Raw genomic sequence first — 25,081 nt, 5'->3', positions numbered from 1 at the left:
CACAGATGAACACAGATTTGATGTTGATACAAAAAAAATAATACAGAGGGAATCGTGCATTTGGGCTATCGCTGTAAGGGAGCAGGGGTGTGCAAAATTTTCGTTCCCGGTTCCGAGTTTCTAACTTTTGCCTTCTGCCTTTTGCCTTCTGCCTTCTATCTCTGTATTCTCTATGGTGAATTCTTAACCTCAACCTCAGCCTTAACCTCAGCCTCAACCTCAACCTCAACCTTAATTTTAGCCTTAGTCTCCAAAACTATTTACTATGTTACGAAAAATAGCCATTCTTTCAACTCTGATGCTTCTTACCGTTTCGATACAGGCAGGAGAGTATCCCAAGCGTGAGATGCGCGCCATCTGGATTGCAACTGTTGCCAATATTGACTGGCCGTCAAAACCCGGTCTGTCGGTGGATATGCAACAAGATGAAATGACAGGACTTTTCGACCTGGCCAAAGAGTATAACCTGAATACAGTGATTTTTCAGGTTCGACCGGCCACAGATGCATTTTTCCCTTCAGATTTGGAACCCTGGTCGCAATGGCTGACAGGGGAACAGGGGAAAGCACCCGATCCGTTCTATGACCCGTTGCAATTTGCCATTGATGAGTGTCGCAAGCGGGGTCTGGAACTTCATCTGTGGCTCAATCCATACCGTGCAGTAGTTGATACAGCCATGGCTTCAATTTCGGATGATCACCCGGTTAACAAACATCCTGAATGGTTCGTGACGTATGGCAAAGCCCGTTATTTCAACCCCGGTCTCCCCGAAACAAGAAACCATGTGGCCACTGTTGTGGCTGATGTCCTGAAACGGTATGATGTGGATGCCCTGCATTTCGACGATTATTTTTATCCCTACCGGATTGCCGGGGAAGAATTTCCCGACCAGGAGGCTTTTGAGAAGTATCCGCGTGGTTTCGCCGCAGATGAAAAGGACGACTGGCGACGTGAAAATGTCGATATGATCATTAAACAGTTGCATGATACCATTGAGGCCGTAAGACCAACCGTAGCTTTTGGTATCAGTCCTTTTGGTGTCTGGCGTAACCAGTCTGATGATCCGCGCGGATCGGCAACCAGAGCCGGGCAAACCAACTACGATGATTTGTATGCCAATATTCTGAGATGGCAGAAAGAGGGCTGGATTGATTACATTACGCCACAAATTTACTGGCACATCGGGAAGGAAGTAGCCGACTATGCCGTCATTGCCGACTGGTGGAGTAAAAATGCACTGGGCTGCCGTCTTTATGTAGGTCAGGCTTTTTATCGTATCGACCGCGATTCAAACGACCGGGAATGGCGGTCATCACGCCAGATAATTAAGCAAATTAAGCTGAACCGCACCTATCCGAATATTGACGGCAGTATGTTCTTCAGCGCAAAATCTCTCAGGAACAATCCCCGTCGCCTGAAGGAGAAACTGCTCAGGCGTCCCTTCCGTTACGAGGCATTGGCACCGGTTAATCCGAGAGTCGAACAAATCACACCCGGTGTGCCGCAGAATCCCGTGATTGAGCTTGATAACGACTCGGTTCGTATGAGTTGGGAACCAGGGAGAAATAATGAGGTTTTTGTAATCTACAAATTTAAATATGGTAAAGCTGCCAGTAACGAAAATGCTGAAAATATTTTTGCCGTTACCGGAGAGAACGAACTGACGGTGGAAGTCACCCGTGAAACCAATCCGCGTAAGTATTATTTTGTAATTTCGGCGCTGAGCCCGACCAATATTGAATCGGTGGTTGAATATTTTAAAGATATCAGCCTCAGCCTTCCCCAATAAAAATGTTCCAAAAAGAAAATACAGATGAGCACAACACTTGTATTGTTAGTTATTCTCGGTTTTTTTACCGCGCTTTTTCTTATTTCGTGGTTTTCGTCGCGTAACAGCGACAGCGAAACATTTTTTACCGGCAACCGAAAATCGCCATGGTACCTGGTAGCGTTCGGGATGATTGGTGCCACAATATCCGGTGTTACATTTATTTCAGTTCCCGGGGAGGTAGGGAGCAGTGCATGGAGTTATTTTCAGTTTATTTTGGGCAATTTTGTCGGTTACTGGATTATTGCGTTGGTTTTGTTGCCCCTTTATTACAAGCGAAACCTGGTATCCATTTATACTTATCTTGATCAGCGGTTTGGTCTTCGTTCGTACAAAACCGGTTCTTTTTCTTCATACTTTCCCAGACTATCGGGGCTTCATTCCGGCTCTACCTCGTGGCCGGGGTGCTGCAAATATCATTTTTCGATGCTTTGGGCGTTCCTTTCTGGGTAACTGTGCTAACCACTATAACACTTATATGGCTGTACACTTTTAAAGCAGGGATAAAAACCGTGGTATGGACCGATACCTTACAGACACTGTTTATACTTGTTTCAGTAATTGTGACAATTGTGGTTGTGCTTAATCAGTTGGATATGGGATTTGGCGAGATGGTTGCAACCATTAGCAATCATCCTTATAGTAAAGTGTTCGACTGGAACTGGCAATCGGGAACTAATTTCTTCAAGCAGTTTATTGCAGGTATTGGCATTACCATAGTGATGACTGGTCTGGATCAGAACATGATGCAGAAAAATCTGACCTGTAAGAACCAGAAAGAGGCTCAGAAGAATCTTTTTTGGTTTAGCTTCTCTTTTGTAGCTACCAATTTGTTGTTTCTGGGATTGGGTGTATTGCTTTATCATTATGCCGAACAAATGGGAATTGGTATTCCTGAACGTACAGATGATATGTTTCCCCTGCTGGCTATAAAATATTTTGGGACAGCTGTCGGCGTTTTCTTCCTTCTGGGAATTACCGCAGCTGCCTATTCGAGTGCCGATTCATCGTTAACAGCACTTACCACCGCTTTTTGTATCGATTTTCTTAAGGTCAATCCGAAATTACCCTCCACCGAAAAAACAAGGATCAGAGTACACATCACCTTTTCATTTATAATGTTTTTGGTGATTGTTTTGTTCCGCATCATTAATGACGAAAGTGTTGTTAATTCTGTTTTCACAGCGGCCGGTTACACTTACGGCCCCCTGCTGGGATTGTTCACTTTCGGAATTTTGACAAAGAGGAGCACCCATGACCGTTACGTCCCTTACATCAGTGTTTTGTCTCCGGTTTTGTGCTATATTATCAGCAGCAACTCCGAAAGATGGCTTGGGGGGTATCAGTTTGGATTTGAATTATTACTTTTAAATGGTTTTTTGGTGTTTGCGGGATTGTGGATTTTTTCCAGGAAAAAGGATTAAACACAGAGACGCAATGGCGCAAAGTTTCTTTTATGAGAGTGTTGTGGTGTTGTAACCAATTGATAATGATTAAAAGGTTTTGTATATTAAAATTCAGTATATCAGTATTATATAAATCATCTTAAACCTAACAACCTAACAACCTAACAAACTAACAACCTAACAAACCTAACAAACCTAACAAACCTAACCTGGATAAACCAGAACCAAACAAATTTATACATTATCTGTCGCAGCTCCGCAGCTTTTTGTTTTTCTTTTTACATAATTCTACCGTTCTGTCGCCGCTCCGCGGCTATTAATTGTGATAATACTAAAACCGCGGAGCGGTAACAGAGCGGTAACATTACCAATAAATTCAGTAACAATTAACCGCGGAGCGGTGATAGAGCACTAATATCAATTATCAATGACCAATTATCAATAACCAATTATCAATGACCAATTACCAATGACTAATGACTAATTACCAATGACTAATGACAATATTTTGCCAAAAAATACAACAAAATCAGGGGTAAGGTACTAACAACCTAACAACCTAACAACCTAACAATCTAACATTCTAACATTCTAACAATCTGTTAATTGATTTAATCTATGAAAAAATCTGAAAGATACCTGGCACTCGACGTCCTTCGGGGTATGACCATCGCTTTGATGATAACGGTAAATACACCGGGCAGCTGGCAATATGTTTATGCACCGCTTCGCCATTCCAGTTGGCACGGCTGCACACCTACCGACCTGGTTTTCCCTTTCTTTCTTTTTGTGGTTGGTGTTTCTATGTTTTTCTCTTTTGCCAAATACGGCAATACGCTCAATAAAGCATCCTTTAACCGTCTGGGAAGACGGACTTTGCTGATCTTTGCCATCGGACTTTTCCTGAATTCATTCCCGCAATGGATGACCGATTACAGTTCGCTCCGTATTATGGGGGTACTTCAAAGAATAGCTCTGGCTTATGGTTTTGCTTCACTGATAGTGCTTTCCATGAAACGAAAGTACATTCCGTATCTGGGATTGGCTATTTTACTGGTTTACTGGGGAATTTTAGCCTGGTTTGGCGGCGACGATCCTTACAGCCTGGAAGGCAATATCACTATTCCGTTCGATGCAGCCATTCTGGGAGAACAGCATCTCTACACCGGATTTGGGATCCCGTTTGACCCGGAAGGATTGCTGAGTACTATCCCTGCCGTTGTTACCGTTTTGCTGGGATATCTGACGGGTGTTTTTATAAGTAATACCGAAAAAGCCAAATTACCTGCAAGGCTTGCTTTGTATGGTGTTGTAGTTACCATTATCGGCCGGCTCTGGGGATTTGTGTTTCCTGTCAATAAACCGCTCTGGACAAGCTCTTATGTTCTCTATACCGCAGGACTGGCAGCTTTGGTTTTTGCTTTGTTGATATTCATTATCGATGTTAAAGGGTACAAAAAGTGGACGTCCTTCTTTGTGGTCTTCGGGATGAACCCGCTGTTTATTTATGCCCTGTCAGGATTGTGGGCGCGTACTTTGGGTATGCTCATTAAAATTGAAACCGCCGATGGAACGGTGGTAAGAGGCAGCACCTGGCTCTATCAGAATATCTTTGTCCCGCTGGCCGGAAACATGAACGGATCACTGCTCTATGCGTTGACACACATCTTTTTCTTCTGGCTCATCGGATATATCCTCTACAAAAAACGAATATTCATTAAAGTATAACAGGAACTTTTTTGTTTCCCCTATAGTGAGGGTTTCACACCAGGTGAAGCCCTCATTCAATGAAAACATGGGAAAATTAAATCTGATATGAAGAAAGATTTCAAAGTGATTGCTTTCGATGCCGATGATACCCTCTGGGTGAACGAGCCCAACTTCCGTAATCTGGAAAGTGACTATTGCCGCCTGCTTTCCGCGTATGGCCCGGAGGAAGATATCTCCGGCGCTCTCATGAAAACAGAAATCAAAAATCTTAAACTTTACGGTTATGGTCTGAAAGGATTTGTTTTGTCGATGATTGAAACCGCCTTGCACGTAAGTAACCACTCCATTGACCAATCGGTTATTGCACAGATTATGGATATGGGAAAAGAGCTCTTGCAAAAACCCGTGGAGCTTCTTGACGGCGTGCGTCCGGTGCTGGAAAAACTTCAAAAACAAAATTATAAGCTGATTGTAGCGACCAAAGGCGACCTCCTCGATCAGGAACGCAAACTTGCCAAATCGGGACTGGAGAAGTGTTTCCACCATGTGGAAGTGATGAGCGATAAAAAAGAAGACAACTACCGTAAACTCCTTGCGCACCTCGATATCGAACCCCGGGATTTCCTGATGATCGGCAATTCTCTGAAATCAGATATTATCCCCGTCGTAGGCATTGGTGGCTATGCCGTTTATGTCCCCTACCATATCACCTGGGCCCTCGAAGAAGTGGAGCAACCCGAAAACCTGGAGAATTTTGAGGAGATAACGCACCTGGGGGAGTTGCTGCCATTGCTGGGGGTGGAATAAGAGGGGGATAAAACACAGAGTTTGGCAATAAAGATGCTTCTTAGACTGTATTCTATTTTATTAATTTGCTCAACCAAAAAACAAGTTATACATTAGTAACCAAAGCAGATCAAAGATTCTTTAAAATGAACCGCCTTATTTCTAACAACATGGATAAAATAAACGCATTGTGCCAGGCGTACAATGTGAAAGAGCTTTATGCTTTTGGTTCTGTTTGCACTAATGACTTCGATGATAAAAAAAGTGATATAGACCTTCTTATATCCTTCCTCCCCATGGATTATGCAGATTATGCAGATGCTTATTTAGACTTAGTTGACCAATTCGAAAATCTTTTTCAACGTCCGGTTGATTTAGTTACCGACAAATCTTTGTCAAATCCTTATTTCATTGATTCTCTTAATAAAACAAAAACACGACTTTATGGACAATGAGATAAAAAAATATCTTTTTGATATAAATAAAGCTGTCTCATCAATAGAAGATTACTTAGGAGATAAAAGAGATTTCACCATATATTCCTCCAATAAAATGTTAAGACGCGCCATTGAAAGAGAATTTGAAATAATTGGCGAAGCGATGAATCGCATTAATAAACTTAACCCGGACATTCAAATTACAAGTAAGAAGAAAATTATTAGTATGCGTAATCATGTTATTCACGGTTATGATAAAATTGATGATAGCATTATTTGGGGGGCTATTGTTCGACACCTTCCACTTCTCAAAAAAGAAATTAGTGAAATACTCGATTCCGAATAACATAAAAATAGCTTTTGCCATTCCGTAAAAAACCTGTTTGTCTGTCGGAACAGGCGATTTCTTTGCATGCAAGGTAGCGAAACCAGGCGCCGCTCTTCTTTAATTTCTTTGTTCGAATGGAAATGGCCAAACCCGAAAGGGAAATCCAGACAAAAATACTTTCTAACTCTCTCTGGCGAAGAAGCCTTCGCTTTTTCCGGCCACCGGAACTCATGGATTAACTAAAATTATTACGAATAAGGCGAAGATAGCTTTTCTCATTCCGTTTATAAAACTCCGCTCAACGTTGTTTCTTTACAGGCATGACAACCACTTGACTATGCCGACTGTTTTACCAGAAAAACCAAGAGGCAAGTGATCGTGAAAAAACAACCATTTTTACATTTTATTTTTTATAATTTCATCTAATTCTTTTTGAGATATATTGCTCTTTTCTGATTTATCATAGACAGTTAATAAAATCAACTCATTATGAACGATTCTAATATAAATTATTACCCGGGCACCACCAGATTTACCTTTGTGTTTAGATTTAATGGCCAGCCGGACTTTAAAACAATTATTACCAAGCGGTTTACCCTGGAAAGGTTCTTTTTCTAGTTTTTCAAGCAAATTTTCAAAATCCGACTTCAGAGAGACGTATTTTTTACTGAGCCTTTTTAACTCACGCTTGAAAGTGTTAGTATAAAGAACTTTATAATTCATTCAATAAATCTCTGGCAGAATTTAACTGTACTGAGCCTTGTTCATACTTTTTCACCTCGTCCAGGGCATCTTCCAAACCCTTTAAAATGTAATCTTTTGAAGGTTCGTGTACATCATCCCTCAATTCAGAATTGTCTAACTGGGTTTTTATTTTCTCCCAGTCTTCAATTGGGATAAAAACCCCTGTATGACGCCCTTTACTGTCAGAAATATATTGCAGATTCATAATTAATTTGGTTTTACATCAATACAAATTTATTGATTTTACAACAAAAATCAATCCATGAGCCATAGTTTCAGAATTAGGAGAAAATTCTGACCGGCAAAAACACTTCACTTATGGACAAATAAACAAAAATGTTGTCATAAAAGTCTAATATTTGGCCTGCTCCACAGCGACAGGCTCTAATCCTTACAACGATAAGGATTTCCAAACCATCTGTTCACTGTTCTTTACATTTGAAGGTACAAAATGGTGTCAAAATGCACTAAAAGATTTTCCAGATTTATTGTTGAATTGCTGAACCCTAATGGAAGTCATTCTCATGACACGCTGTTTTTAGACAGTCTCGTCTTCCCTTTAAAAATGTGTCCAACCTGTTAAAAAAATACATCTAACCTCGCAATATATAATGCGTTCAACCCGTAAATATTAACGCGTTTTTGGGAAAAATGGGGGAATACGTAGGTGAAAAAAACAGGGAAATAACAGGGAAATACGAATGTGAAAAAACAGGGGAATACCCACGTGAAAAAACAGGAAAATACGCGTAAAAAAAACAGGAAATACGCCCGGCGGTGCGTATCTACGAGGTGCGTTTGGGAATGATAAAATGCGTTAAACCTGTTTCAAAAACTTTCCGCCCTAGATAAACTCATCTCTTTTCTTCTTGCGTCAAAAAATTCATATTTTTGATAACCTTTATCCACCAAACATAAAAAACACCCCTTTTCATGATTGAACAACTCGTCCAAAACATCTCGAACGATAACATCCGCGATTTTTTTAAACGAAAACTTCCTTCTTTTACCCCGGAAACGGAAGAACTCGATTACATACTTCCGGAGAACGGATATGAAAATTTTTCAGACCTGATCAAACTGGGCAGTGCCGAATATGACAATTCGGATGAGTTGAAAAAATTCCGGGTTATCATTAAGTGATGGTTTCACTCTTTGTGAGGCTTTCATTATGTAAAAATTCTTAGCGATGTACTTTCGCAAAAAAATATTATTTTGTCGTTTTAAAATTTACGGTAGAATGAAGTTTTCTAATCCATTTCAAATATTAAGGCCTGATGAAAGATGGGCCCCTGACCAAAATCAGATGGATGCTTTTCAAAGTGCTTATGAAAAGCTTTTACCTCCTTTAGTTCACAAAATCAGATTGGCCGTTGAAAAATGGCGGGAAGCTGGTTATGAGGGTGCTTCTCAAACATCAAAATCTTTGATGAATTTCTGGTTTAACCGGGAACACATTATCAGACAGTCAAAATTCAGTTTTTTCTTTTCGCAACGTGAAGCCATTGAATCAATAATCTATCTGTACGAAGTGGCAAAAGCGAGAGACAAATATGAATTGATGCGTTTTGATTCTTCACAAAGGGTGAGTGCCGGTATGTTTGATGAAAACTGGACCAGATATGTTATTAAAATGGCTACCGGAGCAGGTAAAACCAAAGTGATGGGACTGACCCTTGTGTGGAGTTATTTTCATAAACTTTACGAACCAGACAGTCCGCTTTCGAAAAATTTTCTGGTAATAGCTCCCAACATTATTGTTCTTAACCGGCTGCTTAAAGATTTTGCCGGTTTGAAAATGTTTTTTGAGGAGCCCTTTGTTCCTGAAAATGGTTTTGATGAAAAAGACTGGCAAAATGACTTTCAACTAACGCTACACATACAGGACGAGCTAAAACCAATAACTAAATCAGGGAATATTTTCCTCACAAATATTCACCGAGTATTTCTGAATGAAGAATCTGAACAAAGTTTCGAAGATATTTTTTTGGGAATAAAACCTAAACCGGATGCAGATGTTTCCAGGGGGCTTGATTTGGGGAAAGTTCTTCGAAGCGATGCCATTAAAGATCTGGTGGTGCTCAACGATGAAGCTCATCACATACATGACAGTTCTTTAGCCTGGTTTAGAAGCATTGAGGACATCAGTAATAAGCTAAAACTGAAAACAGGTAATGGCATTGCCCTTCAGACTGACTTTTCTGCTACGCCCAAACATAATAACGGGGCAATTTTTGTTCAGACTATTTGCGATTATCCTTTGGTTGAAGCCATCAGGCAAAATGTTGTAAAAGCGCCTGTATTGCCTGATGAAGCTTCCAGACTAAAAATTCAGGAAAAGGACTCTTCTGATTTTATTGAGCGGTACAGAGATTTTATTCATCTGGGATATCTGGAATGGGAAAAACAATATGAAAATCTTAAAAAGGAAAAAACACCCATTCTTTTTGTGATGACTACCAATACCAAAGAAGCTGACCAGGCGGCTGAATTTTTGGAAACCAGTTATCCAAAAATGAAGAATGCGGTACTGACCATTCATACCAATAACTCCGGAGAAATTAAGGAAACTGCTAAATCGAAAAAAGACCGGGAAGAATTGGACAAACTCAGGAAAGCAGCTGATGATATTGACAAAGACAATTCACCCTACAAAGCTGTTGTTTCGGTTTTAATGCTCCGCGAGGGATGGGATGTTAGGAATGTGTCTACTGTTGTGGGTCTTCGCCCGTTTGGAGCAAAATCTCAAATATTACCGGAACAGACAATCGGTCGGGGGCTGAGAAAAATGTTTTCTATCGAAACCCCGGAAAATCTGGTTGTGGTTGGAACTACTGCCTTCCTGGAATTTGTAGAAAGTCTTAAAACCGAAGGGGTTGAATTCCAATACAGCCCTATGGGGAAAGGATCAAGAGGCAAATCGCCCGTCATTGTGGAGGTGGACAAGGATAATCCAAACAAAGACATGGAGGAACTGGATATTCCTCTACCACAAATGAGCCCCAGAATTCACCGGGAATTTAAAAATCTTGATCGCATTGATGTTGGAAAATTCGATAATCCAAAAGTAAAGCTGAAAACTTTTACTGATGATGAATTGAAAGAAATTGTTTTCACCGATATTGAAGGGGAGTTTTCACATAAAACTGTTTTCAAAGACACCATCCCTGATTATCGGAATGTTATAGGTTTTTTCACATCAGCCATATTGAAAGAGAGCCGACTCGTTACCGGGTTTGATATTTTGTATCCCAAAGTAGAGAGCTTTATTAAATACAAACTCTTTACGGAAGAAGTGGAACTTGCCGACCCACAGGTATTAAGAAATCTTTCGGAAGCCAAACCTAAAGATATTATTAAATCTACCTTCAAAGAAGCCATCAATGAACTAACCGTTACCGATAAAGGATCGGCTGAAGTCAAAAATTATATTTCACTTAGACAAACCAATCCTAAAATTGCCGAAGCTCAGTCGTATATTATTCCTAAAAAATCGGTTTTCAATATTATAATCGGGGATAATCCCTTTGAACTTGAATTTGCTGCCTTTTTAGAAAACCGTTTTGACGATGTTGTTTCCTACGCCAAAAACACCATGGGCGAAGGTGGTGTTAACTTCAAAATGGAATATCAGGCCGAAGACGGAAATATCCGGGAATATTATCCCGACTTTTTTGTTAAAACCCGGGCCGATACTTTCTATATGGTAGAGACAAAAGGTCGTGAAGAAGTGGACGATCTGCGTAAAATCAAAAGACTTTATTCCTGGTGCAATGATGTAAATTCGGCTCAAAAGGATTATACCTATACGCCCGTTTATGTGAAACAGGAAAAATGGGAAGACATAAAAAACGATTTAAAATCGTTCAACGATATTACACAATTATTTAATGTAGTGTAAAAATTATGCCCGGTACATTTTCACAAATATATATTCAGGTGGTTTTTGCCGTGAAAGGAAGAGAAAGCCTTATCCATAAAAATTGGGAAGAAGAATTGTATAAATACATTTCAGGAATTGTAAGTAACAAAGACCAAAAAATGCTATCTATTAACGGAATGCCAGACCATATTCATTTTCTTATCGGAATGAAGCCTTCTTGTTGTTTATCTGATTTGGTACGTGAGATTAAAAAATCATCGAATAGTTTTATAAAAGAGAAAAAATTTTCAAGATTCAATTTCCAATGGCAGGAAGGTTTTGGGGCGTTTTCTTACAGTCATTCAAATTTAGATGCAGTTATAAGGTATATTGAAAAACAAAAGGAACATCATAAGAAAAAGACATTTAAAGAAGAATATTTGGAGTTTTTGGAAAAGTTTAATATCGAATTTAAAAATGAATATTTATTCGAATGGATTAGGTAAGAACCCGAAGGGTTCAAATGTTTATAGAAATGGAGACAATACAACAATCATGCGACCCCTTCGGGGTCGAACACCATTTTGTAAATCACTTTGCTATAAACATGCAATCCCTTCGGGATTAAAAAAATAAAACATGAACGACACAGATAAAACAAAAATTATTGAACTGATTAAAGCAGGCGAAAAACTGCCTAAAGAATACATCTACAAACTGTTTTCCGACGAAGAAGATGTTTTTCTTTTCTGGAATGGCCGTAAAGAGGATGTTACCAATGTTGCGTTGCCTTTCCACAGTATTGAACACATTGATGAACCCCGTAAAGAAGCTGATAAGCCACAAACCAGCCTGTTTGAAACCGATTTTCGCGGACGACAACTAAAAGGATGGACGAACAAGCTGATATGGGGCGATAATAAACTTATTCTTTCATCGCTTGCAAACGGCCCTGTGCGTGAAGAGATTGAAAAAGAGGGTGGAATTAAACTCATCTACATCGATCCGCCTTTTGCCGTAGGTTCTGACTTTAGTTTTGATATTCAGATAAATGGCGAAACCGCCGAAAAAAAACAAAGTGTTATTGAAGAAATTGCTTACCGCGATACATGGGGCAAAGGGATATCTTCGTACTTAACTATGATGTATGAACGTTTGAAGTTGATGCACAATTTATTGTCTGAGGATGGGAGTATTTATGTGCATATCGATTGGAGAGTTTCTCCTATAATGAGGTTGATCTGTGACGATGTTTTTGGACTTGATAACTTTCAAAGAGAAATTATTTGGTTTTTTGACACTAAATCAGGTTATAAAAGTGCCGTAAATAATTTTATAAGAAGTCACGATACAATATTGTTTTATTCAAAATCAAGTAGTCGAATATTTAATAAGCAATATTTACCCTATTCTGAAGAATACAAAGGAAGATTTAAAAAAATTGATAAAGATGGAAGAGCTTATAGAGATGATAGAGGAAGCGGTGTAAAACAATATCTTGATGAACTAAAAGGAATTTCTGTTCCAGATGTATGGTCGGACATTAAATCATTCCAACAAGATGCGACTTCTTTAGAATACTTAAATTATCCCACTCAAAAACCCGAAGCACTATTAGAACGTATCATAAAAGCCAGCAGTAACGAGGGCGATTTGGTTGCCGACTTTTTCTGCGGTAGTGGCACCACGGCTGCTGTTACAGAAAAATTAGGGCGAAAATGGATCGCCACCGATTTAGGTCGCTTTGCCATCCATACCACCCGAAAGCGCATGATTAACGTGCAGCGTGAGCTGCAACAAAGCGGTAAGAGTTTCAGGGCTTTTGAAATTTTAAACCTTGGTAAGTACGAGCGTCAGTTTTTTATGGACGACCTCAGCAACGGAAAAAGGAAAGCAAAGGAAGATTTGTACATCGACTTAATACTGGACGCTTACAAAGCAAAACGGGTTGAAGGGCACAGTACCCTTCACGGTAGTAAAGCCGGCCGTTTTGTTCATGTAGGCCCCCTGGATGTTCCTATCACGCAAAGTCGTTTGCTGGATATTTTTGAGGAGTGTCGTCAAAAACTCTACACACAGGTTGATGTTTTGGCATTTGAGTTTGAAATGGGCCTGACGCCTCAGTTTATTCAGGAGCTGAAAGAAAAGGGAGTTGCCATTACTCTTAAATATATTCCCAAAGATGTGTTTGATAAGAGAGTAGTTGAAAAAGGTCAGGCAAGATTCTACGATGTTGCCTATCTGAATACAAAAGAAAAAATAAAGGGGAAAACTGTTACAGTTGAATTAACCGATTTTGTAACCCACTACACGCAAGACGACATTGAAGACATTCAACAATCTATGCGGGCAGGCAGCAAAGTTATTATAGAAGATGGCCAGATCATAAAAATTCAGAAAGATAAAAATGGCATATTTACCAGAACGGTGTTAACCGAAAACTGGTACGACTGGATCGACTACTGGGCCATTGATTTCAACTATGAAGACAAAAAGGAAATTATTAAGGTGCACAACGAAAACGGGGAAATAGAAGAAAAATGGACCGGCAATTACCTTTTTGAGAACGAATGGCAAAGTTTCCGTACCAGGAAAAATCCAAATCTGGAATTTATCAGCACTCCTCATGAATATGAAAAATCGGGAACTTACAAAATAATGGTAAAAGTAGTTGATATTTTGGGGATTGATACCAGTAAAATTGTGGAAATTAAAATATAGCACCTGCTCTTGCAAACAGGCAACTAAAAACACAACATGTGAAATGATTGAGGTTATTTAATCAGGATTGTTAAACTAAAAAAATAATCGTTATGGCACTAGGGAATGATTATTGGACATGTAAGAGGCCAGATGGAAGTTGGACCGTGAAAAAGTCCGGCACATCCAGGGCTTTATCTGTTCACTCCACTCAGGGTAGTGCATGGAAAGAAGCACGCAGATTAGCTCGGGGAGCTGGGTCTGAAGCTTATTTAAAAGGGAGAGATGGCAAAATAAGAGCCAGGAATAGTTATGGCAATGATCCCTATCCGCCAAAAGGTTAATTTATAATGAAAAAGAAAATTCCATTTGCTATAATATACGATTTCGACGGAACGCTGGCGCATGGGAATATGCAGGAAAGAGATTTTATTCCTGCTGTTGGAACCAATACAGATGCATTTTGGAAGGAGGTTTCCGAGCTAACATCTTCCCATAAGGCCGATAATATTTTGATGTATATGAAGCTTATGCTGGATAAGGCTAATGCATCCTCTGTTAAAGTCACCAAAAATGATTTTAAGGCTTTTGGAAAGAAGCTATCATTTTTTGAAGGGATATTACCCTATGAAAATAATGGAACCAGGGAAAATGGTTGGTTTGACAGGATTGATCAATACGGTAAAGAAAGCGGTTTAAAGGTGGAACATTATATTGTTTCTTCGGGAATAAGGGAGATGATTGAAGGGACAAAAATTGCCAAAAAATTTAAGGAGATTTATGCTTCATCTTTTTTTTATGACCATCACGGGATTGCAGTATGGCCTGCTCTTGCAATAAATTATACAACTAAAACTCAATATCTGTTCAGAATTAACAAAGGATATCTGGACGTTAGCGACAGTAACATAAACAGATATGTTCCTGAAGAAAAACGCCCGATTCCTTTTAGCAATATGATATATATCGGTGATGGTGATACAGATATCCCGTGTTTCCGTTTGGTTAAAGACAGAGGCGGTTATTCGATTGCAGTATACAGACCCAATGCTCGTGGTGCAAAAAGTAAGTCAAAGCATTTAATCGACGATGGTCGGGTAAATTTTATTGCCAGGGCAGACTACCGAAATAATAGCCCAATCGATAGAATGGTAAAAGGGATCATCGATAAAATTCAACATGAAGAATACATGAAAGGATTTAGATTGTGACCCACAGTGGCGACATTGAATCAGAAAGAAATCCCGATTTGCGAAGAATGGAAAGAATCGGGTGGCCGCGGCCCATAATCGATTCTTCAGATCATCCCACTCTTAAAGTTTGGCGAAATATAAGGAGAGGAAAAGGCGGAACTAAAAACAGAATTCTTCTTTTTCACGAAGAAGAAAACTATCTGGTAGTTTTGGAAGACCGGGGCAAATATATTTTACCATGGACTGCTTATCTCGTCGAAAGAAATCATAAAAAGCGGAAGCTATTAAAAGAATGGGCGCATTATAACGACAGAAGCCGCTAAGTTCACTTAACGGCTTCGTTACTCCTTCAACGCTTACACCTTTCGGATGGTTGATGAGATATTTTGAATATATTTTATAATTTAAAAACCGCATTTACGGTAACGCGGCCAACCAGGTCCTTTACTCAAGTGAGCAATGACAACTACAAAATTATGCCAAATCTCACACTTTGTAAAGACAGAATGGTTAAAAATAAGTTAAACATCCAAAATGTGGTTCAAAAAAAGTAGAAGCAGCAGAAGTCACTAAGGAAACTTAAGGGTTCTTGTTAGTACGAAAAAAATTACCACTATGGACAATCAAAACAACATCATAATTTATTATACCGGGTATGGACAAGCATCGGTTTCCCGATATATGCAAGCTGTTAGTTTGATAAAAAACAACTTTAAAATCACATAAACAAAATAAAATGCTTCAAATTAACACTTTTTTATTGTATTTTAAAAACGCAGATTGTAAATTTACACCGATTACATGATAGTAACCAAAACTGAAGTAGAATCTTATTTAAAAGATATCAAATTCAAGATCAGCATCTTTGGTGTTTTGTTTCTCGATAACCGTGGAAAAAACCAACAAGCGCTTCACGATTTGGAAATTTCCCCTAACCAGAGAATTGAAATTATAGAATCCCTTAAAGCCGAAGATTATTCACAGGGACCATTAGAGGAAAAAATGCATGGAATACTGCCCATGTGGGTATTTGGCAAAAAAGTAAAGAAAAAGGAGGGTTACATCAAAATCAGCATGGGAAGCGAAAACAACAACCCGGTTTGTATGTCTTTTCATATTGCCGAACACTCTATTTTTTTGCAAACCTTAAATTAAGCCTGCACCTGAGAAGGAAAATTGTAAAACAACCTGCTGACTGAAAGATTCTTTTGTGATTAAATGAGATTCACTGTTCAAAAGGCGCGGTGGCCTGTCCGTTTTCCGGGCCGGCGGTTGGCGGGAAGGCTTAATGGGCGACTTTCAAGGCCTGGTGCAATGGCCGGAAATTAAGCCTGACGCGGGTTGATAGGTTTAAACGGACTAGACCTTTTTGGTTCCTTTTTGGGGCAATGCCAAAAAGAACAATAAAAAAGAAATAAAGAGTCGGGGCTGCTGACTTTTTCAGCAGACCCTAACTTAGACTAATTTTATACGAATGAAAAGTCCGTTTACAGGCAAACCTATGAACATCGTGAAAGAATGGAGAACCATGAGTTTTCGAAAAGAAGAATTCAGAGTGCTGTTCCATTTTTACAAATGTGATGATACAGGAGAACAGTTTGAAGATGAGGACCTCGTTAACCTCAATTACAATCAGTTGGTTAACCAATACAGGGTAAAATACAGCATCCCGTTTCCTGAAAAAATCAAAGCCATAAGAGAAAAATACCATGTTTCGGGAAATAAAATGTCTGAAATCCTGGGTTTTGGCATTAACAACTATCGTCAATACGAAAAAGGAGAAGTTCCCAGTCAATCAAATGCCCGCTTGATTCAACTTGTAGAAGATCCCCGCGAATTAAGAAAACTGGTCAATATTAACGGAGCTTTAGGTTCCTCCTTCAAAGAAAAATTAAATCGAAACATAGAAAAACTCATTGAAGAACAGAAAAAAGAAAAATTTAAACGCCAGTTTGAAGCCTATCTTTTTGATTCTTTATTACCCGGTTCTTTTACGGGCTATAAAATCCCGGACCTTGATAAATTTTCTGAAATGGTCCTGTTTTTTTCAGAAAAGCTGAAACCATGGAAAACCAAGCTGAACAAACTCTTGTTTTATGCCGATTTTGCCATGTTTCAGCAAACAGCGTTTTCAATTTCGGGCATGAAATATCAGGCCATACCCATGGGGCCGGTGCCGGTAAAATTCAACAGCATTTTCGAATTTCTGGAAAACAATAACAAAATTGAGATTTTCTATCAAAATTTTCCCGATGGAGGTACGGGAGAGCAGTTTCTTCCGGCGCCAGGTTCAAAATTCCGTGAAGAGGCCTTCTCTGAAAGGGAACTCAAAATTTTAAATCTGGTGGCCAATAAATTTGAAAAAGCCACAACCAAAGAAATTATTGAAACCAGCCATCAGGGAAAAGGATGGATTGAGAACCACGAAAAAAGAAGTGTAATTGATTATTCGTATGGTTTTGATTTAATTAGTGTCTGTCCATAAAGTACCATTTGCTGTGTTACGCTCGTCCGAAAATTACTCATTTACGATGAGTAAACTCCGTATTTTCGGACTTCGCAAGCCTTGCAGCTGGCACTTTCTGAACAGACACATGATAAGTAGGAAACTTTTCCTGCTTTATAGACAGGCACTAATTAATATCAGCCTGTAATTACTCCTTTTTAATTCAGGGAAAGCAATGGTAATATTCGTGATTATTTTTGGTACAAAGCCAAAAGCTACATGGTAATATTGCAGGAAGTAGTGCCTGACTATTTCTTAATCAGGATTTGTTGAAAGACACTTAAATAATTAATAATGAACCATCTATGTCGCATAATTCCATTTAAGGTGCAAGGTTATTCATGCAAATCTTTAAAAATGTTTGCACCTGTAAATCAATAGATCATGAGATTTTTAGATAAAAGATATAAGATGCTTTTCAGACTGCACTCATAACATAGAAGAGCTGATTAATAAGCAAGCAGCCGCATCTTTAATTTCTTTGTTCGAAAGGAAATGGCACGACCCAAAAGGGAAATCCAGACAAAACTACTTTCTTACCCTCTCCGGCGAAGAAGCCTTCGCTTTTGCCGGCCTCCGGAATATCTGGACCAACAAATCCACAGGTGAAGTTTTTAATACCTATACCATTTTCACAACTGCCGCTAACGAGTTAATGAGTCAAATCTGGTACACTAAGAAAAGAATGCCGTTAATTCTGAATAAATATAAGTTGTTGATTCAGAAAAGTCGACAAGTCATTCTGAGAACCTGCCCAAAAAACTTTGGTGCATAGTACCATTGAGTACAGAAATGTTAATTTACTGAAAGAGAAAACTATCAACAGGTTGATTTTTATTTTATTTGAAGAATCTGTCATTGGTAACGCAGTGCGAAATCTCATTTTCAATAACCTGGATTTTTCAGGGGCACATTTTATTTTCAAAGCTAAACCTGTGTTGATTTCACATATTTTAAAAATTTCTCAAGAGTCCAAATTTCATTCCGGTTTTCGACAGGAAAGCTTGACAAATAATCTTTCGGGACAACTAATGTAACTCCTGATGATTTCATTTCTTTAAGTTGGTTTTTAGAAATCCCTTGTTGCAAAGTGAATAAGTGTTTTTGAGGAATTTTATCTGCTTCAGCTATAATTTGTCTCCATCTGTCTTTACAGGTTGTTTTGGCGCCAAGAAAAATAAGTTTATTACTGCCTTTTGGTTCTTTGTAATAAGATTTTATATCTGGAAATATAAAATCAGGTTTTTTCTTATCTTCCGTTTGGGGTTGTGAAGCATAAGAAAGTTCCCAGATATTAAAGACTTCAGCTAAGTGGTGTTCCAAAGATTTTCCAGCTCTTGATTTTCTTCTGTTTAATATAGTATTAGCGATGTTGATCAGAGCGTCAACGGAAGGGAAGGGGGTTTTTATTATTGATTTGTATCTGTTGTTCTCAATTGCTTTAAATAAATCGTATTCTGTCGATATCCAATTCAGTATGTGCCTGTCGGGTTTTTCTAATACTACATCTTTAGACAAGTGGAATGCCTCAAAAAATATATTTCTTGCACCTTGAGCTAAGATTGATGTTGTAGGAAAATCAACTTTTAACGTTGAGATGAATTTTTCAAATAATTGGTGAAATTTTTCTTCAACCGAAATTTCAGTTGTACGTGGGAGTATGCCATTTGTTTCTGTGGATGTTATGCCAAATGAACTAAAAAATTCTTCAATTTCTAAATCCCCGGAAAGGACGAATCCGTCATATAGTTTATCATCCTTTTTTGCGAGTATTAGTAAATCTCCAATATTGTTTTCATGCAAAAACGGAAATCCCCGGCCAAACCTTGTTAATCTGTATTCATTTCTTGTTCCTACGCCATAATAAATAAAGCGGCTTTCAGTTTCAAAATCGTTTTGCCACCTTATTTTCACAAATATATCTTTGTTTTTTCCTTTCTCACCAGGAGTATCAAAAAATAATCTCCACGCATTTTTATTGATATGAAAACCAGCTTGATGGCCTCCTGTAGCCCCTGTGTCATTTGCAGTTATAAACTTACAAAAGGCTATCTTACTCTCAGTGCATGTTTGTATGGCTGTGGATAGAATATTATCTGTCATACGAGTCTAATACTTTAACGACTTGTTTTGCGACTGCATACATTAAAGGTGTTACAACAGAATTGCCAAATTGTCGATAAGCTTGATTATCTGAAACCGGAATTATGAAATTGTCAGGAAATCCCTGAAGTCTTGCACATTCTCTTGGAGTTAATCTTCTTGGATTGAAATTCTCCTGAGGAATTAAGATTTCTGAACCATCTTTATAATATCTGGCACTAATTGTTCGACTTATACCATTTAAATCGACCATTCCAAACCCAAAACCATTTCCCTTGGCTTTATGCTTTGCGGCGTAACTTTTAAGATAACTCCACAATTTATCAGACAGAGTATATTTAGGGTCAACATTTTTTTCCAGAATATCTTGTATTTTTTTCTTCGGTTTTGGCAGTTTAGGAAATTTGAAATCTTCTTTTCCGTGAAAAATGTTTTTGTCGAATCCGGTTATTACAATTCTTTCCCTGTGTTGAGGTACAAAATGCTTTCCGTCTAAGATTTTATAATGAATTGAGTAATTTAATTCCTCAAGAGTTTTACGTATAATATTGAAAGTCCTTCCTTTATCATGGGCTGCTAAGTTTTTTACATTTTCCAGCATAAAGGCTTTTGGCCGTTTCTCCTTTAAAATTCTGGCTATATCGAAGAAGAGAGTTCCCTGTGTTTCGTCAAGGAATCCGTGTTTTTTCCCCAAACTATTTTTTTTTGAGACCCCTGCAATGGAAAAAGGTTGACAGGGAAATCCGGCTAAGAGCACATCATGGCCTGGTATATTTTTTTCATCAATTTTTGTTATATCCCCAAAAGGAACTTCGCCGAAATTAGCTTCATAAGTCACTTTTGCAAATTTGTCATACTCAGAAGAGAAGACACATTTTCCACCTGCTTTCTGATATGCCAGTCTGATCCCTCCAATACCTGCAAACAGATCTATGAATTTAAACTTAGCATTCTTTGGTGGCGGGAAAGGTATATCCCAGCTAAAACTAATTTTTTGTTGGGTAAAAATTTCGTTACTGAAATTTAATTTTGAAAGATATTTAATGGCAGGTTCTTGAAAATAGTGTGCTACTCCATTATTTAAGTTGTGAAGGTAGTGAGTAGCATAGGCTTGTAAATTGTCATCATCCTTTAATGGATGAATTTTTATATCTTCCCTTAAGTCAGAATACTTAAACATTTTTTCGTTTCTCTAATTCAGTTTCTATTTGCGCAATACAAAAATCTATATTTTTCTTTATATCCTCTCCCCAAAAACGGATTACTTTCCATCCGTTTTCTTTTAGTGTTTTATTAACTATCTTGTCCCGTTGAATATTATTTTTAATTTTTTCTTGCCAAAACCTGGTGTTTGTTTTTATTTTATGCTTTTGTGCTTCCCAGTCTTTTCCATGAAAGGATTCGCTATCGCAAAATATTGCTATTTTATATTTTCTAAATGTAAAATCCGGTTTACCAAAAACAGATTTATTATTTCTTCTATATCTATATCCTTTATTCCATAACTTTTTCGCAAGCAATTCTTCAATTTTTGTTTTTTTGCTTTTTATTGCCTGCATGTTTTTTCTTCTTTGTTCCGGTGTTAAAACATCCATAAAACAAATATAGGAATTTTGTCTTTCAAAGGAATATTTTTATTATCTGTTATCTGAACATGCGTTTCGAAACTCCCCAAGGGCGAATTTCTTTGTAACCAAAGCGGCAGAACCAGCGACAAACCCGTGTTAGCGAGGGCCCCTGATGTCCATGTGTCAAAATCAATGATTCAAAAGGCAGCCAAATTCTCATAGCAGAGACGGGCATGGCACAGTTTTCCATTTCTTCATCATTATCCTTCCTTCTTTTTTAATCATAAATAAAAGAATGAAACGTGCATGCCAGGGTTTGTCACGAGAGAACATGTATAAACCCAATCATGCGAGTTCCATCAGGCCAATAATTTCGACTAATCTTATACTGATGAATAACAGACTTTTATTTTTCTTTCAATATTATTTTCTTTTAATGCTTGTGTTTATTGATGCTTCAAACATATATAATATTGTATGACAGATTTTTATAATTTATTTTTCTTGATTTTTTTGAATTAGGGTTATAATTTTATGTCAATTTTTATTATTTGGATAATAACCCTGACGCTTATTATCCTTAACCACTAAACTTATTCATTATGTCAAAACAAGATTTTGAGACTCTGAAACCCTCAATTGAGGCTATTAAGCCGGCAGAAGTAAAGGAACCCAATATGCCGGTCGATGTTGCAGTTCAGGAAGCAGAAGACCTGTATCAGTGGTGTCTGCAAGACAAAGAACTATTGGAAAAAGCCGGTTTAGACTGGCAATATGTGACTGAACTCCCTGCCCGGGCAGGAGCCTGCCGTTATGCACAAGCTATTTGGCAGCGCGATTTTCAAACTATGGAAGAAGCAGGAAAAGAATGGAAAGAAAAATCGGGCGATGCCTTTGAATTACGGGATGTGCTGGTACATCATTTTTTTCATGCTTTCCGTAAATATCCTGACCTTGTTAATAAAGTTCGTGCCATTGCCGAAGGCGGAAGTAATGCCGATATGATTCAGGATCTGAAAGACCTTTATCATCTTGGCATTGCAAACAAGCCCTTGCTGGATGCCATATCGTTCGACTGGAACGAGCTGGAAAAAGCCAGGGAGTGGTCCGATATTCTTGCTGTTGTTCTGGCTAAAGCCAACGGTGAACGTTTCGAAACTGCCGACTCCAAAGTTTTGCGCGACAAAGCCTATACTTATATGAAACAGGCTGTAGATGAGATCCGATTGCACGGGCAATATGTTTTCTGGAGAAATGATGAAAGAAAACGGGGCTATGTGAGTCGATATATTAAGAGATACAACACTTGACGGATCGGTTAGGCCAATAAAAGGCTGTTCAGTGAAAACTTCCGGTTTTCAGAGACAGCCTTTTTTAGTCGTTTTTCCATCCTCCTTAGTCGTTTTCTGACCCCTTCTTAGTCATTTTCTTCCTGTCCTTAGTTATTTTCTTCCTGTCCTTAGCTGGTTTTTGGTGTCCTTAGTCATTTTTTCCCGGTTTTTAGCCGTTTTCTCCTTGTCCTTAGCCGTTTTCTTGAACGTTTAGTCGTTTTCTCCCTTTCCTTAGTTGTTTTTAAACGGCCTATTTAATGAACGACTTAGTTCAGACTTACTGTTGCGGTTTTTTCTCGCGCAAATCGTCAGCGCCAGGCGGAAATACCCACCGCTTTACAAAAAACAACCATTTTTTTTAATCCAATTATCATGACCATGTAATCAGAAACAGAGAGGAATATTTGAAAATTAAAAATTATATCATCCAAAATCCGCAAAATTGGAATAAAAATGCTTTTTAGACCGGGCTCAAAGATGAATTCAATAACCGGGTGGATGATTAAATGCCCCAAAATTGTTGTGTTTTACACAACGTGTAGAGACGCACGGCCGTGCGTCTAACCGGTTTTAATAAAATGCGTCTAACTGGTTTTATAAATGTTAATAAAATGCGTCCAAGCTGTTTAAAAATGCGTCCAACCGGTAAATATTAACACGTCAACCCAGACAACGAAATGCGTCAACCCAGACAACGAAATGCGTCTAACCCGATTGTGGAATGGGTGTAACCTGTACATATTAATGCGTTTTTTGGGAAAAAACAGGGAAGTGTCTGTCCATAAAGTACCATTTGCTGCGTTACGCTCGTCGCCAAAATACTCATTTACGAAAAGTAAACTCCGTTTTTGGCGGCTTCGCAAGCCTTGTAAATGACACTTTCTGGACAGACACACAAACTGAAAAAATTTTTTGCAAGTTTACAATACTCCGTTAAACTTTTGCAATACGCTGCAAGCCAAATGTTTGCATCTAAAGAGGTTGGTTTGTTAAAATGCAGTATATCAAGGTTGTTAAAACCATCTTATATATAACAAAAACCACAAAGTGCCCAAAACATGTTATTTATGCACTTTTGTCAGCTTCCTGAATATGTCAGTACCTCTAAAACATTGCTATTGACTATTGACTATTGACTATTGACTATTGACTAAATTACTTATATCTAAAATCTAACGATCTATTGAGTTTATAGACCAGCATTGAATAAGGATTTTTCCAACTCTGCCCGTTTTTCACTTTTCAGACACCCACCGTGTCCTTATAGAAACATAAAAATCTTTGCGCCGCACCTACGCGTTTGATTATTCCTTAATACAAAAAGCTCTTTTCAGCCTTTTTTCTGAACTTTTCAACATCTTTTGTCCATATACCGGTCATATCATCTACGCGGAAATTTTCGGTGAAAGCCTTTCGCACCTTATCGGTTCCGCAAACCTTGTCGAACATGCTAAGCCGGGCCGGATTACACAATTCAAAGACGTTTTTATCGGGATTCATCCGGTAAGCCTCCTGGAGAACATAAAACTGAATCAACGACAAAGGCGCTTTTTCAATGTCGATAAGGTGAACCTGTACCCCTTCAATTTCTTCGCCTTTGTAAGTGCTGTAGTATGGCTTGAAATAAACCGGCCGGAAGATGACACCCGGCAGTTCGAGTTTGTTCAGGTTCTTTGCCAGTTGGTCTGCATTGAGCCAGTCGGCCCCGAATAGCTGAAACGGTAAAGTATATCCAACACCTATATTATAAACGTACAATTCGCCCAGAATACCGGAAACCGGGTAGTAGTAGGCCGAATGTGCATGAGGAATATGAGGTGACGACGGAACCCAGGGCAGTCCGGTTTCTTCAAAGTTCATGTCTCGCTTCCAGCCTTCCATCTTTACCACGGACAGGTCGCATTGCAGTCCGCCGGGCAGCAGCTTATTGTTGTTGATGTAAGTGGCCAGTTCACCAACCGTGAAGCCATGAACATAAGTGATGGGAAACTGACTGACAAATGATGTGAATTCCGGTTCGGTCAGAGGTCCTTCAAATTTGTTGCCTCCCAGAGGGTTGGGGCGGTCCAGTACAACAAATTCAATATTGTTTTCCGCGGCAGCCTCCATGGCCAGCCCGAGTGTGCTAATGTAGGTATAGGAGCGGGAGCCTATGTCCTGGATGTCATATACCAGCACATCTATGTCTTTCAGCATTTCCGGAGTTGGTTTTCTTGTTTTGCCGTACAGGCTGAAAACCGGTATTCCTGTTGCAGGATCGGTCAGATTATCAATCTTTTCTCCGGCAGCAACATTGCCTCTCACGCCGTGCTCCGGACCGTACAGGGCCACCAGGTCGACCTGTGGTGCAGCAAAGAGAATGTCAATGGTAGAGTTGAGCCGGGTATCTACTCCTGTCGGATTTGTGATCAGTCCGACTTTCTTTCCGGCTAATGGTTCGAAATTTTGATTTTTTAAAACTTCAATACCAGTTTTTACCTGGGCATGGGTTGTGAAAAACAGGGATGCGAGAACAATGAATGCTATTTTTTTCATGATTTAGGTCTTTTTTAGGGGGGCATTTAATAAATGAGTGCGTT

General features: G+C 38.8%; 24 protein-coding genes. 18 read left to right on the top strand and 6 right to left on the bottom strand.

The window, feature by feature from the left end; genetic code table 11:
- Positions 1-265 precede the first annotated feature (265 nt).
- From OQ5_RS0101490 to OQ5_RS0101465, 7 genes are all read left to right on the top strand, one after another.
- The gene (locus tag OQ5_RS0101490; RefSeq protein WP_016775790.1) at positions 266-1,789 is read left to right on the top strand and encodes a glycoside hydrolase family 10 protein; all 1,524 of its coding nucleotides are present in this window, start codon (positions 266-268) and stop codon (positions 1,787-1,789) included.
- A gap of 24 nt (positions 1,790-1,813) precedes the next feature.
- On the top strand, positions 1,814-2,281 hold the full coding sequence (locus OQ5_RS25180; protein ID WP_369688182.1) for a sodium:solute symporter family transporter: 468 nt from the start codon (positions 1,814-1,816) through the stop codon (positions 2,279-2,281).
- Positions 2,233-3,252 carry a sodium:solute symporter family transporter gene (locus OQ5_RS19920; protein WP_369688181.1) on the top strand — a complete coding sequence of 340 codons (1,020 nt, stop codon included), beginning with the start codon at positions 2,233-2,235 and terminating at the stop codon, positions 3,250-3,252. The genes OQ5_RS25180 and OQ5_RS19920 overlap by 49 nt, the downstream gene beginning before the upstream one ends.
- Positions 3,253-3,852: 600 nt before the next feature.
- Positions 3,853-4,962 (top strand): acyltransferase family protein, encoded by a 1,110-nt coding sequence (locus tag OQ5_RS0101480; RefSeq protein ID WP_016775789.1) that lies wholly within the window; start codon positions 3,853-3,855, stop codon positions 4,960-4,962.
- Between the two features lie 87 nt (positions 4,963-5,049).
- Positions 5,050-5,751 carry an HAD family hydrolase gene (locus OQ5_RS0101475; RefSeq protein WP_016775788.1) on the top strand — a complete coding sequence of 234 codons (702 nt, stop codon included), beginning with the start codon at positions 5,050-5,052 and terminating at the stop codon, positions 5,749-5,751.
- 125 nt (positions 5,752-5,876) lie between these two features.
- A complete protein-coding gene (locus OQ5_RS0101470) occupies positions 5,877-6,185 on the top strand; it encodes a nucleotidyltransferase family protein (protein ID WP_026055064.1) in 309 nt (102 codons plus the stop codon).
- Entirely contained in the window at positions 6,175-6,513 is a 339-nt protein-coding gene (locus OQ5_RS0101465) for a HepT-like ribonuclease domain-containing protein (protein WP_016775786.1), read from the top strand. The genes OQ5_RS0101470 and OQ5_RS0101465 overlap by 11 nt, the downstream gene beginning before the upstream one ends.
- Positions 6,514-6,891: 378 nt before the next feature.
- On the opposite strand, the gene OQ5_RS0101460 is transcribed toward OQ5_RS0101465, so the two are convergent.
- Together OQ5_RS0101460 and OQ5_RS0101455 are read right to left on the bottom strand one after the other, a co-directional pair.
- Positions 6,892-7,218, bottom strand: coding sequence for a type II toxin-antitoxin system RelE/ParE family toxin (locus OQ5_RS0101460; RefSeq protein WP_016775785.1), 327 nt, complete (start codon positions 7,216-7,218; stop codon positions 6,892-6,894).
- Positions 7,208-7,444, bottom strand: a complete 237-nt coding sequence (locus tag OQ5_RS0101455; protein WP_016775784.1) for a hypothetical protein — start codon at positions 7,442-7,444, stop codon at positions 7,208-7,210. Before OQ5_RS0101455 ends, OQ5_RS0101460 begins: the two co-directional genes overlap by 11 nt.
- A gap of 728 nt (positions 7,445-8,172) precedes the next feature.
- Between OQ5_RS0101455 and OQ5_RS0101445 the strand changes: the two genes are divergently transcribed.
- The 10 genes from OQ5_RS0101445 (at position 8,173) to OQ5_RS22215 (ending at position 18,275) form a co-directional block, all read left to right on the top strand.
- Positions 8,173-8,382 carry a hypothetical protein gene (locus tag OQ5_RS0101445; protein ID WP_016775782.1) on the top strand — a complete coding sequence of 70 codons (210 nt, stop codon included), beginning with the start codon at positions 8,173-8,175 and terminating at the stop codon, positions 8,380-8,382.
- Between the two features lie 97 nt (positions 8,383-8,479).
- The gene (locus tag OQ5_RS0101440; RefSeq protein ID WP_016775781.1) at positions 8,480-11,140 is read left to right on the top strand and encodes a DEAD/DEAH box helicase family protein; all 2,661 of its coding nucleotides are present in this window, start codon (positions 8,480-8,482) and stop codon (positions 11,138-11,140) included.
- A 5-nt stretch (positions 11,141-11,145) separates the two neighbouring features.
- Positions 11,146-11,607: an IS200/IS605 family transposase gene (gene tnpA, locus OQ5_RS0101435; RefSeq protein WP_016775780.1), complete on the top strand. Its 462-nt coding sequence runs from the start codon at positions 11,146-11,148 to the stop codon at positions 11,605-11,607.
- 133 nt (positions 11,608-11,740) lie between these two features.
- Entirely contained in the window at positions 11,741-13,822 is a 2,082-nt protein-coding gene (locus OQ5_RS0101430; protein WP_016775779.1) for a site-specific DNA-methyltransferase, read from the top strand.
- 92 nt (positions 13,823-13,914) lie between these two features.
- Positions 13,915-14,145, top strand: a complete 231-nt coding sequence (locus tag OQ5_RS0101425) for a DUF2188 domain-containing protein (protein ID WP_016775778.1) — start codon at positions 13,915-13,917, stop codon at positions 14,143-14,145.
- Positions 14,146-14,151: 6 nt separating this feature from the next.
- A complete protein-coding gene (locus tag OQ5_RS0101420; RefSeq protein WP_016775777.1) occupies positions 14,152-15,012 on the top strand; it encodes an HAD family hydrolase in 861 nt (286 codons plus the stop codon).
- On the top strand, positions 15,009-15,317 hold the full coding sequence (locus OQ5_RS19915; RefSeq protein WP_016775776.1) for a hypothetical protein: 309 nt from the start codon (positions 15,009-15,011) through the stop codon (positions 15,315-15,317). The genes OQ5_RS0101420 and OQ5_RS19915 overlap by 4 nt, the downstream gene beginning before the upstream one ends.
- 478 nt (positions 15,318-15,795) lie before the next feature.
- A complete protein-coding gene (locus OQ5_RS0101405; RefSeq protein WP_016775774.1) occupies positions 15,796-16,149 on the top strand; it encodes a type II toxin-antitoxin system MqsR family toxin in 354 nt (117 codons plus the stop codon).
- A 319-nt stretch (positions 16,150-16,468) separates the two neighbouring features.
- Positions 16,469-17,479 carry a type II toxin-antitoxin system antitoxin SocA domain-containing protein gene (locus OQ5_RS0101400; protein WP_016775773.1) on the top strand — a complete coding sequence of 337 codons (1,011 nt, stop codon included), beginning with the start codon at positions 16,469-16,471 and terminating at the stop codon, positions 17,477-17,479.
- A 502-nt stretch (positions 17,480-17,981) separates the two neighbouring features.
- Positions 17,982-18,275, top strand: coding sequence for an SOS response-associated peptidase family protein (locus OQ5_RS22215; RefSeq protein WP_016775772.1), 294 nt, complete (start codon positions 17,982-17,984; stop codon positions 18,273-18,275).
- Positions 18,276-18,427: 152 nt separating this feature from the next.
- Here the strand turns inward: OQ5_RS22215 and OQ5_RS0101390 are convergent, their stop codons facing one another.
- From OQ5_RS0101390 to OQ5_RS0101380, 3 genes are read right to left on the bottom strand one after another with little or no spacing between them, the layout of a single operon-like run.
- Entirely contained in the window at positions 18,428-19,603 is a 1,176-nt protein-coding gene (locus OQ5_RS0101390; RefSeq protein ID WP_016775771.1) for a type II restriction endonuclease, read from the bottom strand.
- The gene (dcm, locus tag OQ5_RS0101385) at positions 19,593-20,783 is read right to left on the bottom strand and encodes a DNA (cytosine-5-)-methyltransferase (RefSeq protein WP_016775770.1); all 1,191 of its coding nucleotides are present in this window, start codon (positions 20,781-20,783) and stop codon (positions 19,593-19,595) included. Before dcm ends, OQ5_RS0101390 begins: the two co-directional genes overlap by 11 nt.
- Entirely contained in the window at positions 20,776-21,198 is a 423-nt protein-coding gene (locus OQ5_RS0101380; RefSeq protein WP_016775769.1) for a very short patch repair endonuclease, read from the bottom strand. Before OQ5_RS0101380 ends, dcm begins: the two co-directional genes overlap by 8 nt.
- Positions 21,199-21,773: 575 nt before the next feature.
- Between OQ5_RS0101380 and OQ5_RS0101370 the strand changes: the two genes are divergently transcribed.
- On the top strand, positions 21,774-22,481 hold the full coding sequence (locus OQ5_RS0101370; protein ID WP_016775767.1) for a hypothetical protein: 708 nt from the start codon (positions 21,774-21,776) through the stop codon (positions 22,479-22,481).
- Between the two features lie 1,332 nt (positions 22,482-23,813).
- Here OQ5_RS0101370 and OQ5_RS0101360 read toward each other — a convergent pair.
- Positions 23,814-25,037 carry an exo-beta-N-acetylmuramidase NamZ family protein gene (locus OQ5_RS0101360; RefSeq protein WP_016775765.1) on the bottom strand — a complete coding sequence of 408 codons (1,224 nt, stop codon included), beginning with the start codon at positions 25,035-25,037 and terminating at the stop codon, positions 23,814-23,816.
- Positions 25,038-25,081 lie beyond the last annotated feature (44 nt).

Source organism: Anaerophaga thermohalophila str. Valhall, from assembly GCF_000250735.1.
Taxonomy (GTDB): Bacteria; Bacteroidota; Bacteroidia; order Bacteroidales; family Marinilabiliaceae; genus Anaerophaga; species Anaerophaga thermohalophila_A.
Note: the sequence above shows the minus strand (reverse complement) of the source record. Positions and strands in the feature narration are given on the sequence as shown.